The sequence below is a fragment of the Streptomyces sp. NPDC096176 genome (assembly GCF_044763255.1).
Taxonomy (GTDB): Bacteria; Actinomycetota; Actinomycetes; order Streptomycetales; family Streptomycetaceae; genus Streptomyces.
Map to the genome: position 1 here is coordinate 1000348 of NZ_JBIWFV010000001.1, position 13893 is coordinate 1014240.

General features: G+C 69.9%; 15 protein-coding genes. 13 read left to right on the plus strand and 2 right to left on the minus strand.

The features are described 5' to 3' along the window. The first annotated feature begins 50 nt into the window (after window positions 1–50). The 9 genes from ACIQ7Q_RS04725 (at window position 51) to ACIQ7Q_RS04765 (ending at window position 9575) form a co-directional block, all read left to right on the plus strand. A complete protein-coding gene (locus tag ACIQ7Q_RS04725) occupies window positions 51–800 on the plus strand; it encodes an enhanced serine sensitivity protein SseB (RefSeq protein ID WP_403856214.1) in 750 nt (249 codons plus the stop codon). Window positions 801–908: 108 nt separating this feature from the next. Then, the gene (locus ACIQ7Q_RS04730) at window positions 909–1700 is read left to right on the plus strand and encodes an enhanced serine sensitivity protein SseB C-terminal domain-containing protein (protein ID WP_403856216.1); all 792 of its coding nucleotides are present in this window, start codon (window positions 909–911) and stop codon (window positions 1698–1700) included. A 203-nt stretch (window positions 1701–1903) separates the two neighbouring features. Further along, window positions 1904–3574, plus strand: coding sequence for an ABC transporter substrate-binding protein (locus ACIQ7Q_RS04735; protein WP_403856218.1), 1671 nt, complete (start codon window positions 1904–1906; stop codon window positions 3572–3574). An 85-nt stretch (window positions 3575–3659) separates the two neighbouring features. Next, entirely contained in the window at window positions 3660–4664 is a 1005-nt protein-coding gene (locus ACIQ7Q_RS04740) for an ABC transporter permease (RefSeq protein WP_403856220.1), read from the plus strand. 1 nt (window position 4665) lies between these two features. Beyond that, window positions 4666–5628, plus strand: coding sequence for an ABC transporter permease (locus tag ACIQ7Q_RS04745; RefSeq protein ID WP_403856222.1), 963 nt, complete (start codon window positions 4666–4668; stop codon window positions 5626–5628). A 6-nt stretch (window positions 5629–5634) separates the two neighbouring features. Beyond that, entirely contained in the window at window positions 5635–6633 is a 999-nt protein-coding gene (locus tag ACIQ7Q_RS04750; RefSeq protein ID WP_403856224.1) for an ABC transporter ATP-binding protein, read from the plus strand. Then, window positions 6630–7952, plus strand: coding sequence for an oligopeptide/dipeptide ABC transporter ATP-binding protein (locus ACIQ7Q_RS04755; RefSeq protein ID WP_403856226.1), 1323 nt, complete (start codon window positions 6630–6632; stop codon window positions 7950–7952). The genes ACIQ7Q_RS04750 and ACIQ7Q_RS04755 overlap by 4 nt, the downstream gene beginning before the upstream one ends. 46 nt (window positions 7953–7998) lie before the next feature. Then, window positions 7999–8658, plus strand: coding sequence for a trimeric intracellular cation channel family protein (locus tag ACIQ7Q_RS04760; protein ID WP_403856228.1), 660 nt, complete (start codon window positions 7999–8001; stop codon window positions 8656–8658). Between the two features lie 68 nt (window positions 8659–8726). Further along, the gene (locus ACIQ7Q_RS04765) at window positions 8727–9575 is read left to right on the plus strand and encodes a thioesterase family protein (RefSeq protein WP_403856230.1); all 849 of its coding nucleotides are present in this window, start codon (window positions 8727–8729) and stop codon (window positions 9573–9575) included. Between the two features lie 29 nt (window positions 9576–9604). On the opposite strand, the gene ACIQ7Q_RS04770 is transcribed toward ACIQ7Q_RS04765, so the two are convergent. Next, entirely contained in the window at window positions 9605–10177 is a 573-nt protein-coding gene (locus ACIQ7Q_RS04770; RefSeq protein WP_403856232.1) for a TIGR03086 family metal-binding protein, read from the minus strand. 88 nt (window positions 10178–10265) lie between these two features. Between ACIQ7Q_RS04770 and ACIQ7Q_RS04775 the strand changes: the two genes are divergently transcribed. After that, window positions 10266–11297: a helix-turn-helix transcriptional regulator gene (locus tag ACIQ7Q_RS04775; protein ID WP_403856234.1), complete on the plus strand. Its 1032-nt coding sequence runs from the start codon at window positions 10266–10268 to the stop codon at window positions 11295–11297. Here ACIQ7Q_RS04775 and ACIQ7Q_RS04780 read toward each other — a convergent pair. After that, entirely contained in the window at window positions 11266–11880 is a 615-nt protein-coding gene (locus ACIQ7Q_RS04780) for a TetR family transcriptional regulator (protein WP_403856236.1), read from the minus strand. The genes ACIQ7Q_RS04775 and ACIQ7Q_RS04780 overlap by 32 nt on opposite strands. A gap of 106 nt (window positions 11881–11986) precedes the next feature. Here ACIQ7Q_RS04780 and ACIQ7Q_RS04785 point away from each other — a divergent pair, with 106 nt between their 5' ends. The 3 genes from ACIQ7Q_RS04785 (at window position 11987) to ACIQ7Q_RS04795 (ending at window position 13828) form a co-directional block, all read left to right on the plus strand. Further along, window positions 11987–12142 (plus strand): hypothetical protein, encoded by a 156-nt coding sequence (locus ACIQ7Q_RS04785; protein ID WP_403856238.1) that lies wholly within the window; start codon window positions 11987–11989, stop codon window positions 12140–12142. Window positions 12143–12188: 46 nt separating this feature from the next. After that, window positions 12189–12554: a hypothetical protein gene (locus ACIQ7Q_RS04790; RefSeq protein ID WP_403856240.1), complete on the plus strand. Its 366-nt coding sequence runs from the start codon at window positions 12189–12191 to the stop codon at window positions 12552–12554. Between the two features lie 110 nt (window positions 12555–12664). Then, window positions 12665–13828, plus strand: coding sequence for a cysteine desulfurase family protein (locus ACIQ7Q_RS04795; protein ID WP_403856242.1), 1164 nt, complete (start codon window positions 12665–12667; stop codon window positions 13826–13828). Window positions 13829–13893 lie beyond the last annotated feature (65 nt).

Consider the following 13893-nt stretch of genomic DNA (forward strand, 5'->3'; position numbering starts at 1 on the left):
CGGCGCTAAGGTCGGGGCCGGCGCACCGCCCCGCACGAAGGACGACCCCCATGGAGACACCCCACACCGGCTGGCCCGGCAACGAGCTCGAAGAGGTGCTGGCCGCCTCCCTCGGCAACCCCGCCGCCGGAGGCCGCCTCATTGAGGTGCTCGGCCGCAGCCCGATATGGGTTCCGCTGCCCAACGGCGGTACCCCGGACAGCCCGAACCTCGATCTGCCCACCATGGACGTCGACGGCGCCGCATACGTGCCCGTCTTCAGCTCCGAGCAGCAGTTCCTCCAGTGCGTCGGCGCCCACATGTCGTTCACCGTCGCGCCCGCCCGCGAGTTCGCCCGCGGTCTGCCTCCACAGCTCGGCATCGCCGTGAACCCGGGCGGCGCCGTCGGTGTGCCCCTGCCTCCCTTGGCCGTCGCGGAGCTGTGCCGAGCCGGGCGGACACCGCTCGACGGGCCCGCCTCCGGCGGCCGTGTGCGGTTGTTCGAGCCGGACTGGAAGGAGGAGCCGGTCGACTTCCTCGCCGCTGCCGCCGGTGAGTTCGAGGCAGCCGGTGTCGTACTGACCGCCCGCCGCGCGCTCGCCTCCATCGAGGGCGACGAGCCGACGCTGTTCATCGGTGTCCAGGTCTCCTCCTGGGAGGGCGCCGACCGCAACGCCCCCATGGACGCCTTGGGCCGGGCTCTCGGCCGGGTCCATCTGCCGTGGCCGGTCAACCTCGTGCTCCTCGACGTCGCCCAGGACCCCGTCGGCGACTGGATGCTCGAGCGGGTGCGGCCCTTCTATCAACGGCAGCACGCGTAGTGGTCAAGTCATTGCCGGGTCTCCCGATTAACCTGGTTTGATGGCCTGAACGGCTCGACCAGGGGCCGTGACAGACGGCGGGACTCCAAAACGAGGGGCGGAACCAGGGTGAGTGCGTCAGGCACCGCGGCGGCCGGGCAGGTCGAGCACATGCTGCGCCAGGTGACTCCCGGCCGCTACGACGCGTACGAGGCGCTGCTGCACGCCCTTGCCGACCCCGCGGGCGGCCGGATCTGGATGCTGCTGTGGCACGGGCAGCCCGGTTCGCCCGATGCCCAGTACGGGAACATGGAGGTCGACGGCGTCTGTTACGCGCCGTGCGTCACCTCCGCGCAGGAGCTCGCCGTCTCCGGCTGGAACCGTGCGCACGAGATCGTCACCGGCCGCGACATCGCCCGCGCGCTCTACCCGGACCGCTGGGGAATCTGGCTCAACCCGCATGCGCCCGGCGGCGGCGTAGGCATTCCCTGGCTCGATCTGCGCCGTATCGCCACGGGCCTGGACCGGATGCCCGCGGGCCCGCTGCGGCTGTCCGACCCGGCGATCGAGATCCCGCAGTTCTACGCCCTGCTCACCCAGAACGCCCACCGCACCTCCGCCATCCGCTCCCTGCGGCGCGCCTGGGTGCAGCCCGCCATCGGGCCCGCGTATCTGGCCATCGGCCTGGATCTCTACGACACCGGCAGGCAGTCGGTCGACGCCGTGCGCGCGATGATGCAGCAGTCGGTCGCCGCCGTCCCGGACGGGCTTCCGGTCTCCACCGTCGCCATGTCCGACGAGTTCGATCCGATCACCATGTGGATGCGGGTCAATGCCCGTCCGTTCTACGATCGCGACGCCCATGCCGGAGCCCCGGCCGCCGGCGGCGGATACGGCTACCCTCCGCCACACACCCGCTGAGCTGGGAATGGCGCAGATGAACTCCGGCAGATGACAAGGGCGTTAACCCCTCCGGTGAGGATGTCCCGGATCTGCCCGGTTTGTTGAGTGTCCGGGTCTCGAGTGGGTATCACCGCTATCCGGACTGTTCTCCCAGGTGTCTCCCGTCTGTAGTGTTCGGCCGTCAATACCTCTCCACACGGCGGAACCATGGGGTGGACCCAATGCGAATATTCAAGTCCGGCGCAGTCCGGGCGATCACGGCGGCAGTCGCTGTCGGCCTGATCGCGACCGGCTGTTCCAGCGAGCGGGGCAAGGATGGTGCCGAGGGGGGCGCCAAGGACACCTTCGTCTTCGCCGGAGCCGGTGACCCCGGTTCTCTGGACCCCGCGCTCGCGAGCGACGGTGAGACCTTCCGGGTCACCCGTCAGGCCTTCGAGGCCCTGCTCGAGCACGAGTCGGGCGGCAGCAAGCTCGTCGGCGGCCTCGCCGAGAAGTGGTCGAGCGACCCGGCCGGCAAGGTCTGGACGTTCAACCTGCGCAAGGGTGTGAAGTTCCACGACGGAGAGGCGTTCAACGCCGCCGCGGTCTGCGCGAACTACGACCACTGGTTCAACTGGAAGGGCACGTACCAGTCGAGCGCGGTCTCCTACTACTGGCAGACCATCATGGGCGGCTTCGCGAAGAACGAGGACAAGGAAGCCCCCAAGGCGAACTACAAGTCCTGCACGGCCAAGGACGAGAACACGGCGGTCATCGAGGTCAACGAGCCCTCGGCGAACCTGCCCGGCGGCTTCTCCCTCCAGGCGCTGGCGATCCACTCGCCGAAGGCCCTCAAGGAGTACGAGAAGCAGGACGCGACCGCCAAGGGCGACGCGATCACGTACCCGAAGTACAGCCAGGAGGCCGGCACGGTCGCCGGCACCGGCCCATACAAGATCGTGAAGTGGAACAAGGGCAACAAGGAAGTCTCCCTTGAGCGCTTCGACGACTACTGGGGTGAGAAGGCCAAGGTGAAGAACCTGGTCTTCCGCACGATCGACACCGAGGCCGGCCGCCGTCAGGCGCTGCAGGCCGGTGACATCGACGGCTACGACCTGGTCGCGCCCGCCGATGTGAAGACGCTGGAGAAGGAGGGTTACGAGGTCCCGACCCGTGACGTCTTCAACATCTTCTACGTCGGCATGACGCAGTCGAAGAACCCGGCGCTGAAGAAGCCCGAGGTCCGGCAGGCCATCTCGCACGCCATCGACCGCGAGGGCATCGTCAAGACGCAGCTGCCCGAAGGCGGCAAGGCCGCGAGCCAGTTCATGCCCGACACGGTCGCCGGCTTCTCGGACAAGGTGAAGACCTACCCGTTCGACACCGCCAAGGCCAAGGAACTCCTCAAGAAGGCCGGTGAGGAGAAGCTCAAGATCGAGTTCTGCTACCCGACCGAGGTCACCCGCCCGTACATGCCCGCCCCGCAGGACATGTTCGAGCGCATGAAGGCCGACCTGGAGAAGGCCGGCATCACGGTCACCCCGAAGGCCATGAAGTGGGCCCCGGACTACCTGGACGCCACCGAGGCCGGCTCCTGCGCCCTGCACATGCTCGGCTGGACCGGTGACTTCAACGACGGCTACAACTTCATCGGCACCTGGTTCGCCGGGCCGGACAAGCAGTGGGGCTTCAACGACAAGAAGGTCTTCGACGCGGTGAACGCCGCCTCGAAGGTCACCGACCCCGCGGCTCGCGTCGAGGCCTACAAGAAGGCCAACGAGACGATCATGGAGTACGTCCCGGGCGTCCCGATCTCGGCGTCCCCGCCGGCGATCGCCTTCGCCAAGAACGTCAACCCGCCGAAGGTCTCCCCGCTGACGCAGGAGAACTTCGCCGAGGTCTCCTTCAAGTAATCGCACACCAGCGGGTCCGCCCGGCCACGGAATCTCGGTGGCCGGGCGGAGCCGCATCGACGCACGTAAGAAAGGGGCATGCGGGGTGCTGCGACTCGTCGTACGAAGACTGCTACAGCTCATACCCACCCTGCTCGGCCTGTCGGTTCTGCTCTTCCTCTGGCTGAACCGACTGCCCGGCGGACCCGCCTCAGCGATCCTGGGCGAGCGGGCGACCGAAGCCGAAGTGGCGCGCATCAACCGGGTCCTCGGGCTCGACCAGCCCGTCTACGCCCAGTACTGGCGCTTCATCAAGCGCATCTTCGAACTGGACCTCGGTACCTCCACCCAGACCGGCCAGCCGGTGTGGGACGAGTTCGCGACGCGCTTCCCCGCCACGGTGGAACTCAGCATCGTCGCGATCCTCATTGCCATCGTTGTCGGGATCCCGCTCGGCTACCTGGCGGCCAAGCGCCGCGGTGGCTGGCTCGACGTCGCCTCCGTCTCGGGGTCGCTGATCGGTATCTGCATCCCGGTGTTCTTCCTCGCCCTGATCCTCAAGGGCATCTTCGCCGTGCAACTGCACTGGTTCCCGAGTTACGGGCGGTTCACCACCGGCATCGACGCCACTGACGTCACCGGATTCGCCGTTCTCGACGGCTTGCTGACCGGCGAGTTCGACGCCAGTCTGGACGCGGTCCACCACCTGATCCTGCCTGCCATCGCGCTCTCGTCCATCCCGCTCGCCGTCATCGTGCGCATGACCCGGGCCAGCGTGCTCGAGGTGCTCGGAGAGGACTACGTCCGTACCGCGGAGTCCAAGGGCTTGGACAAGCGGACAGTTCGCGGCCGTCACGTGCTGCGCAACGCGCTGCTGCCGGTGGTCACCGCTGTCGGTCTGCTGACCGGAAGCCTGCTGTCGGGCGCGGTGCTGACCGAGTCGGTCTTCTCCTTCAACGGCATCGGCAACTTCATCCGCACCTCGATCGACGCCCGCGACTACCCGGTGCTCGTCGGGTTCATCCTCTTCATCGCGATGGTGTACGTCCTCATCAACCTGCTGGTCGACCTCGCGTACAGCATCATCGACCCGAGAGTGCGGGTGCACTGACGTGACGACCTTGACGAAGAAGGCCGACAAGATCGATCGGCTCGCCGAGCTGATGCAGACGTCCGAGGCCACCAGCGGGGCGAGCCTGTGGCGCGAGGCCATGCGCCGGCTCCGTGCCAGCAAGATGGCGATCATCGGCGCTGTCATCATCGGACTGTTCGTGATCCTCGCGATCGTCGGACCGTGGATCGCGCCGTTCAGCCCGTCCGCCCAGACGTGGCGCGGCGAGGTCTTCGCCAACAGGGGCGAGTTCGTCGGCGCGCGCGACGGAAACTGGTTCGGCCTCGACCATCTGGGCCGGGACATGTTCTCCCGGATCCTGGTCGGTGCCCGGCAGACCCTGATGGTCGGCGTGGTGTCGATGCTCATCGGCCTGATCGTCGGCGCGCTCGTCGGAGTGCTCTCCGGCGCGGCCGCGACCCTCGGCGGCAAGGCGGGGCAGCGCATCGACACGGTGGTCATGCGCTTCACCGACATCATGCTGTCGCTGCCGTCGCTGCTGCTGGCGGTCTCGATCGCCGCGGTGATGGGCCAGTCGCTGACTACGGTGATGATCGCCGTCGGTGTCGTGCAGATTCCGATCTTCGCGCGAATGCTGCGCGGTTCGATGCTGGTGCAGGGCAACTCGGACTACGTCCTCGCGGCCAAGGCGCTCGGCATCCGGAAGAAGCGGATCGTCCTCACCCAGATCCTGCCGAACTCGCTCAGCCCCGTGATCGTCCAGGCGACGCTCAGCCTCGCCACCGCGATCATCGAGGCCGCGGCCCTGTCCTACCTGGGGCTCGGCAACCCGGACCCGGCGATCCCCGAGTGGGGCGTCATGCTCGCCCAGGCCGAACGGTTCTTCGACAACGAGCCCATGATGGCGGCCTACCCCGCCATCGGGATCATCATCACCGCTCTTGGCTTCACCCTGCTCGGCGAGGCCATGCGCGAAGCCCTCGACCCGAAGCTGCGAGGCTGAAGTCCCATGGCACTGCTCTCTGTTGACGAACTCAGCGTCACTTTCACCGCCAAGGGCCGCAAGGACTCCACGGCTGTCGACGGCGTCTCCTTCGACGTCGACCAGGGTCAGGTCGTCGGCCTCGTGGGCGAGTCGGGCTGCGGCAAGTCCGTGACCTCGCTCGCCCTGATGGGTCTGCTGCCGGGCAAGGGCGTGAAGGTCGGCGGTCGCGCCGTCTTCGACGGCCAGGACCTGCTCACCATGAACCCGCGCAAGCTGCGGGACATGCGAGGCAGCCAGCTCGCGATGATCTTCCAGGACCCGCTGTCCTCGCTCAACCCGGTCGTCCCCATCGGCATCCAGGTCACCGAGATCCTCCAGCGCCACCGTGGGCTGAAGGGGGAGGCAGCCCGCAAGGAGGCCGCCCACCTGCTGGACCGGGTCGGCATTCCCGACCCGACCCGGCGGCTCAAGGAGTACCCGCACCAGCTCTCCGGCGGTATGCGTCAGCGTGCGCTGATCGCCATGGCCGTCGCCTGTGCTCCCCGGATGCTGATCGCCGACGAGCCGACCACGGCGCTCGACGTGACCATCCAGGCGCAGATCCTGGAACTGCTCAAGGAACTGGTCGACCAGGAGGGCACCGCCCTGCTGATGATCACCCATGACCTGGGCGTGGTGGCCGGCCTCTGCGACCAGGTCAACGTGCTGTACGCCGGCCGGGCCGTGGAGTCCGCGGGCCGCCGCGAGCTGTTCGCGCACCCCACCCACCCGTACGCGCACGGTCTCCTCGGGTCCATCCCGCGCCTCGACGCCCCGCGTGGCGAGGCGCTCAGCCCCATCCGCGGATCCATCAACGACAGGATCGCCTGGGCCGACGGCTGCGCCTTCGCGCCGCGTTGCGACTACTACACGATGGAGTGCCTGACCGGCACACCCGAACTGACCGAACCACGCGCGGCCGGACACCAGGTGCGCTGCGTCAACCCGGTCCTTCCCAAGCCCAAGGCGGAGGTCTCGGCATGAGCCTGCTCGAACTCGACGATGTGAAGGTCCACTTCCCCGTCAAGAAGGGCGTCCTCTTCAACCGCACGGTCGGTCACGTCTACGCGGTCGACGGAGTGTCGCTCAAGGTCGAGGCCGGTCAGACGTACGGGCTCGTGGGCGAGTCGGGCTGCGGCAAGACGACCCTCGGGCGAGCCGTACTGCGGCTGGTGGACATCACCGACGGCGAGGTCGTCTTCGACGGGACCGACCTGGCGAAGCTTCCCGACGAGGAGATGCGCCGCTACCGGCGGCGGCTGCAGATGGTCTTCCAGGACCCGCTCGGCAGCCTCAACCCGCGGCAGAACATCGAGTCGATCCTCAGCGAGGGCATGGCCGCGCACGGGATCGGCAAGGACCAGAACGAGCGCCGGGAGAAGATCAAGGAGATCCTCGCCAAGGTCGGGCTACCGACCAACGCGCTGTCGCGCTACCCGCACGAGTTCTCCGGCGGGCAGCGTCAGCGCATCGGCATCGCCCGGGCGCTGGTCCTCGAGCCCGACGTGATCATCTGCGACGAGCCGGTCTCCGCGCTCGACGTGTCCGTGCAGGCGCAGGTGATCAACCTGCTGGAGGAGCTCCAGGAGTCGCTGGGGCTGACCTACCTCGTCATCGCCCACGACCTCGCCGTGGTCCGGCACATCTCGGACGTCATCGGGGTCATGTACCTGGGATCCCTGGTCGAGGAGGCGCCCAGCGACGCGCTGTACGCGGGGCCCAAGCACCCGTACACCAAGGCGCTCATGTCGGCGGTGCCCGTTCCCGACCCGGAGGTCGAGGACCGTCGTGAGCGGATCCTGCTCCAGGGCGACCTGCCCTCGCCGGCGAACCCGCCTGCCGGCTGCCGCTTCCACACCCGCTGCCCCTGGGCGCAGGACAAATGCGCGGTCGAGCGGCCGGTGCTGACGGACGTCGGTGACGGGCACAAGGTGGCCTGCCACTTCGCCGCCGAGATCGAGGCGGGAACGCTCGAGCTGACGCGCCCGACCGGGATCGAGGCCGTCACGGAGACCGAGGCCGTCGCGGCGGAAGGCCCTGACGAGCCGACGTCCGCGGTGCCGGCGCAGGCGTCCGGGGACGAGGCACCCGCCAAGGCCGAGGCATCCGCGAAGGCCGACGTGGCTGCGGCCGAGGTTGATGCTCCGGAGCCGGAGCCCGCGAAGGCGGAGGTGGACGCACCGGAGTCGGGGCCGGAGCCCGCGAAGGCCGACGCGGCCGAGACGACGGCACCCGCGGCTGACGCCCCCTCTGACGCTCCGGAGGCGGACGCCTCCGAGAAGGAGTCCAGCAAGACCGCCTGACGGACTCGCGCGCATCTTGGAGCACCGGGCGTTGTAGAACTGTCCGGTGCTCCAAGAACTTTTCACGCCCTCCGTCCAGCACGCCCTCGAGCTCGTCGGCATCTTCGTCTTCGCGATCTCCGGGGCGCTGCTCGCCGTACGCAAGAACTTCGACGTGTTCGGCATGGCGGTCCTCGCCGAGGTCACGGCGCTGGGCGGAGGGCTGCTGCGCGACCTGATCATCGGGGCCGTACCGCCGGCGGCCTTCACCGACCTCGGGTACTTCGTCACACCTCTGGTGGCGACGGCGCTGGTCTTCTTCCTGCATCCGCACGTCGAGCGCATCCAGGTCGCCGTCAACGTCTTCGACGCGGCCGGCCTCGGCCTGTTCTGCGTCACCGGCACGACCAAGGCGTACGAGTACGGCCTTGGTCTCACCGCCTCCGCGACGCTCGGCCTTGCCACGGCCGTCGGCGGTGGTGTGCTGCGCGACGTGCTCGCCAACGAGGTGCCGTCCCTGCTGCGCTGGGACCGCGACCTGTACGCGGTGCCCGCGATCGTCGGCGCGACGATGGTCGTGCTCTGCATCCGGTTCGAAGCCCTGAGCCCGTTCACCAGCGGGCTGGCGGTGATGACGGCCTTTGTTCTGCGACTGCTGGCGATGCGCTACCACTGGCGAGCTCCGAGGGCCTGGAACCGGCGCTCCGAGGCCACCGAAAGCGAGTGAGAGAGGCCGCATGGCCGGGTGGCATAGAAAAGCTACCGCTTAGTAGTTACTTGTTGTACCGTGCGGTCATGGCAGAAGCAGTGGCTCAGGCGACGATCGGTGACAGCGAGTTCGACCGCGACACCGCGATCATCCTGCGCGAGACAGGCGTCTACGACGCGGAGCTCTCGTCGGGCTGGACAATCATCCATGCCGTCAACGGCGGGTATCTCTTGGCCCTCCTGGGCCGGGCGCTCGGCGACGCGCTGCCCCACCCCGACCCGTTCTCGGTGTCGGCCCACTACCTCACGGCCTCCCAGCCCGGACCCGCGGTGATCCGCACCGAGACCGTACGCACCGGCCGCACGCTCTCCACGGGCCAGGCGTCCCTCTTCCAGTACGAGGAGGACGGGACGGAGGTCGAGCGCATCCGGGTGCTCGCCACGTACGGCGATCTGGACACTCTCCCGGACGATGTGCGCACCACCGCCAAGCCGCCGGCGATCCCGCCGCAGGAGCACTGCTTCGGACCGTCCGACGGCCCGGCCCCGATCCCGGGCAGCTCCGCGATCACCGAGCGTCTGGACATCAAGCTGGACCCGGCGACGGTCGGCTGGGCGATCGGCGCCCCTTCCGGCAAGGGCGAGATGCGGGGCTGGTTCGGCCTTGCGGACGGGCGCGACGCGGACCCGCTGTCGCTGCTGCTGACGGTGGACGCGCTGCCGCCGACCTCGTTCGAGCTGGGACTCGCGGGCTGGACCCCGACGGTGGAACTGACCACCCACATCCGCTGCCGCCCGGCCCCCGGCCCGCTGCGGGTCTCGATCACGACGCGGAACCTGGCGGGCGGCTTCCTCGAGGAGGACGCGGACGTCTGGGACTCCGCGGACCGCCTCGTCGCCCAGTCCCGCCAGCTCGCCAAGGCGCCCCGCGACTGACCCGCCCGGGCCCCGGGGCGCGGGGTGGATCACACCTCGCGCCCCAGCCACGCCGCCAGCCGGTCGTAGGCGTCCGCGTCCGCGGGGACCTCGCGCACCGCGGCGAACGGCACCTCCTCGCCGCGGCGGTCCGCGGGCAGTGCCTGTTGGGCCAACGGCAGTACGGCGAGGGCAAGTTCCTCGTCCAGCGGTACCGGATGCCCGAGCGCCCGTGACAGGTCCCAGGTGTGGGTCAGGGTCTCCATGACGTAGCCGCCGACCGCCGCCGCGCCCGGCACCCGGCCCCACGGCACCGTGTACTCGCCCGCGAGTTTCGCGTCGTCCGCCCAGGCCGCGGTCGCCCGCCGCAGCACCTCCTCGAAGGCGTCGCTCCATCCCTCGTCCGCCACGCCGTCCGTGTGTGTCGGGACCGCCATGCCGTCGCCGCCTTCGCCGATGACCGCGAACCTTCGGGTGGCGCCGACGACGTGCGAGATCAGCTGCCGTGCGTCGTACTCCGTACAGGGGGTGGAGCGTTCGAGCTCGTCCGGCGTGACGGTCTTCAGCAACCCGGCGAACTGGGCGGCGGTGCGGGCGTAGAGGGTGCGCGGGTCGTTCGTCATGTCCGACTCCTCGGCTTCGTTTCGACGGTGACGGGCCATACGATCCCCGGATAACCTGACATCCCCCGTCATGTTTTCCGGAGGGCCCGTGAAGTCCGACCGGCTGCTGTCGATCCTGCTGCTCCTGCAGACCCGCGGCCTCGTTCCGGCCTCCGAACTCGCCGAGCGGCTCGAGGTCTCCGTACGCACCGTCTACCGGGACGTCGAGGCGCTGTCGGCCGCCGGGGTGCCGGTGTACGCCGAGCGCGGCCGGCACGGCGGCATCGCGCTGCTGCCCGGGTACCGCACCGATGTCACCGGCCTGACGGCGGACGAATCGCGGGCGCTGTTCGTCCTTGCCGCGCAGGGCGCCCACCGGGCTCTGGGGCTCGACGAGGCGCTGGGGTCGGCACTGCGCAAGGTGATGGCGGCACTGCCCGAGCCGCACCGGCCCGCAGCGGAGTTGACCAGCCGCCGCATCCTCGTCGACCCCGACCGCTGGATGGTTGCCCCCAAGGCGGCGGTCGAACTGGACACGCTCAGCTCCGCCGTCTTCGCGGACCGACGGCTGCGGCTGCGCTACCGGCACAGCGGCACGACCCGGCCCCGCAGGTACACCGTCGACCCGTACGGCCTCGTGGTGAAGGCGGGCGTCTGGTATCTGGTGGCCGATCACCGGTCGGTGCCGCGGCTGTACCGCGTGGACCGTGTGCAGTCCGCGCAGTCGACCGAAGATCCGGTACGGCGCAGGCCGGGCCAGGAACTGGCCCACGTGTGGGAGGTGCTGCGCCGCCAGGTGGAGGAGCGTCCGGCCGGGACGCGGGTCACCGTCCTGGTGAAGGACGACCGGCTGGACCTGTTCCTGCGCATCCAGGCCGCCCAGGTGGCGGGCGCATCCGAGCCGCGCGGCGACGGCTGGTCGCGGGTGCCGCTCGTACTGCCCGCGCCGGGGGCGGTGCGCACGCTGCTCGCGTTCGGCGAGAGCGTCGAGGTGCTGGAGCCGGCGGAGGCGCGCGAGACCCTCGCGGCGGCGGCCGCCGCGGTCGTCGACCTGTACCGGGGTGGCGGCGCAGCTGCCGCCCCGCCGCGCGCACGTGGGAGGGCGGCGGTCAGTCCAGCCAGTGGCGGCGCCCCAGACTGATCAGCCGCAGCTGGCGCCGCGCCGTGTCGGCGACCCGTTCCTCACCCTGCGGGCCCGCCTCCAGGAAGGCGTAGCCGGTTGCCATCATGTGGTCGACGTACACGCCGGCGAGCATCCGCAGGTCCCCCTCGTTCCAGCCGGCCGACTCCGGCTCGTCGGCGAAGGCCCGCACGACCTCGTCGGTGAACCGCCGCAGCTGTTCGGCTATCGCCGCGCGGACCGGAGCGACACCGCCGTGCCGCTCACGCGCGACGAAGCGCACATGGAGCGGAGACGTGCGGACCAACTCGGCGATGAGGGCGACCGCCTGCTCGATGCGCTGCTCGTCACCGTCCGTGTGGAGCGCCTGGCCGATCGGGACATGGAGACTGCCGAGCGTCTCCTCCACCAGTGCCACACCGAGATCGGCCATGTCGCGGAAGTGCCGGTAGAACGCGGTCGGCGCGACGCCCACGGCCCGGGTCACCTCGCGCAGCCCGAGGCTGCTCAGGCTCTGCTCCTCCAGCAGGCCGAGTGCCGCGTCGAGGAGGGCCTGGCGGGTCTTCTGCTTCTGGGCCTGGCGGATGCCCACGGTGTGACTCATGACATTCAGTAAACAACCGTTCTCCCAAGAAAGGAAGAGTAGACTCAGCAGTCAGTGAACAGTCGTACCTACAAGTGTTCACCAAGAAGTCGCCGAAAGGATGACGATGATCGCCCTCGTAGCGGCACTCCTCCTGTTGGGAATCATGCTGGGCGCGGTGGTCCAACTCCCTGCCGCCGTCTCGCTGGTGGCCGCCTCCGCCATCGGCTGCTGGCTGCTCGTCTTCGCCATGCGCGAGCGCGGCCGCGCTCGCCGCAACTGAAGCGCCCAGCACGACCCCTCGTGCCGGCACCGGAAGGAGAGACGTCATGCAACTCGCCGAACTCATACGTCCGCAGCACCGCAGCGGCGCCCGACCCGACAGCACCCCCGACAGCGCGTCCGGCGCGGAAAGCCCCGCCGAGCCGACAGCCGCGAACGGACCCGCCGAGGAACGCCGCAAGGACGCCGACGGCATGGCCGTCGCCGCGTTCGTGCTCGGCCTCGTCGGACTGCTCGTGATGAACATCGTGCTCGGCCCGACCGCCGTCGTGCTCGCGGCCCTCGCCCTGCGGCGCGGCACGGTGCGCCGCGGCCGCGCGCTGCTCGGCCTCGCGCTCGGCGTGGCCGACCTCGTACTGCTCGCCGTTCTCGTGACCGTCAACGGGTCGGTCGTCTGGAGCTTCGGCGGCTGACATCGCCCGCGCCCGTCGGGACCGAGCCGCTCCCGGCGCGCACGCGGGGCGAGCGTGCACCCCTGCGCCGCGTCCGTGCCCCCACAGGGCCTCGTAGAATCGGGGCCATCATGGCTTACCTCGACCACGCCGCGACCACTCCGATGCTGCCGGAGGCGATCGAGGCGATGACCGCCCAGCTCGCCGTCACCGGCAACGCCTCCGCGCTCCACGCCGCCGGGCGTCGGGCCCGCCGTACCGTCGAGGAGGCCCGCGAAACCCTCGCAGAAGCCCTTGGCGCCAGGCCCAGCGAGGTCGTCTTCACCTCGGGCGGCACGGAGGCCGACAACCTTGCTGTCAAGGGCCTGTACTGGTCCCGCCGCGACGCCGACCCGGCCCGGACCCGCGTGCTGGCCGCACCCGTCGAGCACCACGCCGTCCTCGACGCGGTGGACTGGCTCGGCGAACACGAGGGCGCGACGGTCGAGTACCTGCCCGTCGACTCCTACGGCCGGGTCCACCCCGAGTCGCTGCGCGAGGCCATCGGACGCAACCCGGACGACGTGGCGTTCGCCACCGTCATGTGGGCCAACAACGAGATCGGCACCGTCATGCCGGTCCGGGAACTCGCCGACGTAGCAGCCGAGTTCGACGTCCCCCTGCACGCCGACGCCGTACAGGCCTTCGGCCAGCTCGACGTCGACTTCGCCGCGTCCGGACTCGCCGCGATGACCGTGTCCGGCCACAAAATCGGCGGCCCGTACGGCATCGGCGCCCTGCTGCTCGGCCGCGAGTACAGCCCGGTGCCCGTGCTGCACGGCGGCGGCCAGGAACGCCACGTCCGCTCCGGCACCCTTGACGCCCCGGCCGTCGCGGCCTTCGCCGTGGCGGGCCGGCTGGCCGCCGAGCGCCGCGAGGACTTCGCCCGCGACATCGGCGGCCTGCGCGACGAACTCGTACGCGCCGTACGCACCGCCGTCCCCGACGCGATCCTCGGCGGCGATCCCATAGACCGGCTGCCCGCCAACGCGCACTTCAGCTTCCCCGGTTGCGAGGGCGACTCGCTGCTCCTGCTGCTCGACGCTCAGGGCATCGAGTGCTCCACCGGCTCCGCCTGCACGGCCGGCGTGGCCCAGCCCAGCCACGTCCTCCTCGCCACCGGCACACCCCCCGACCTGGCCCGCGGCACCCTGCGCTTCAGTCTCGGCCACACCTCGACGAAGGCCGACGTGAACGCGGTGGCGGAGGCCATCGGCCCGGCGGTCGAACGGGCCCGCACGGCGGGACTCAGCTAGGGTCTTTCGTCCGGGTGGCCGGGCGGTGCGCGGCCGCGGTGACCAGGTCGGAGTCCACCCGGCAG

Coding starts and splice junctions, on each gene's coding strand:
- ACIQ7Q_RS04795 (WP_403856242.1), top strand. CDS start 12,665: ATGGCTTACCTCGACCACGCCGCGACCACTCCGATGCTGCCGGAGGCG.
- ACIQ7Q_RS04790 (WP_403856240.1), top strand. CDS start 12,189: ATGCAACTCGCCGAACTCATACGTCCGCAGCACCGCAGCGGCGCCCGA.
- ACIQ7Q_RS04750 (WP_403856224.1), top strand. CDS start 5,635: ATGGCACTGCTCTCTGTTGACGAACTCAGCGTCACTTTCACCGCCAAG.
- ACIQ7Q_RS04780 (WP_403856236.1), bottom strand. CDS start 11,880: ATGAGTCACACCGTGGGCATCCGCCAGGCCCAGAAGCAGAAGACCCGC.
- ACIQ7Q_RS04725 (WP_403856214.1), top strand. CDS start 51: ATGGAGACACCCCACACCGGCTGGCCCGGCAACGAGCTCGAAGAGGTG.
- ACIQ7Q_RS04735 (WP_403856218.1), top strand. CDS start 1,904: ATGCGAATATTCAAGTCCGGCGCAGTCCGGGCGATCACGGCGGCAGTC.
- ACIQ7Q_RS04785 (WP_403856238.1), top strand. CDS start 11,987: ATGATCGCCCTCGTAGCGGCACTCCTCCTGTTGGGAATCATGCTGGGC.
- ACIQ7Q_RS04770 (WP_403856232.1), bottom strand. CDS start 10,177: ATGACGAACGACCCGCGCACCCTCTACGCCCGCACCGCCGCCCAGTTC.
- ACIQ7Q_RS04755 (WP_403856226.1), top strand. CDS start 6,630: ATGAGCCTGCTCGAACTCGACGATGTGAAGGTCCACTTCCCCGTCAAG.
- ACIQ7Q_RS04765 (WP_403856230.1), top strand. CDS start 8,727: ATGGCAGAAGCAGTGGCTCAGGCGACGATCGGTGACAGCGAGTTCGAC.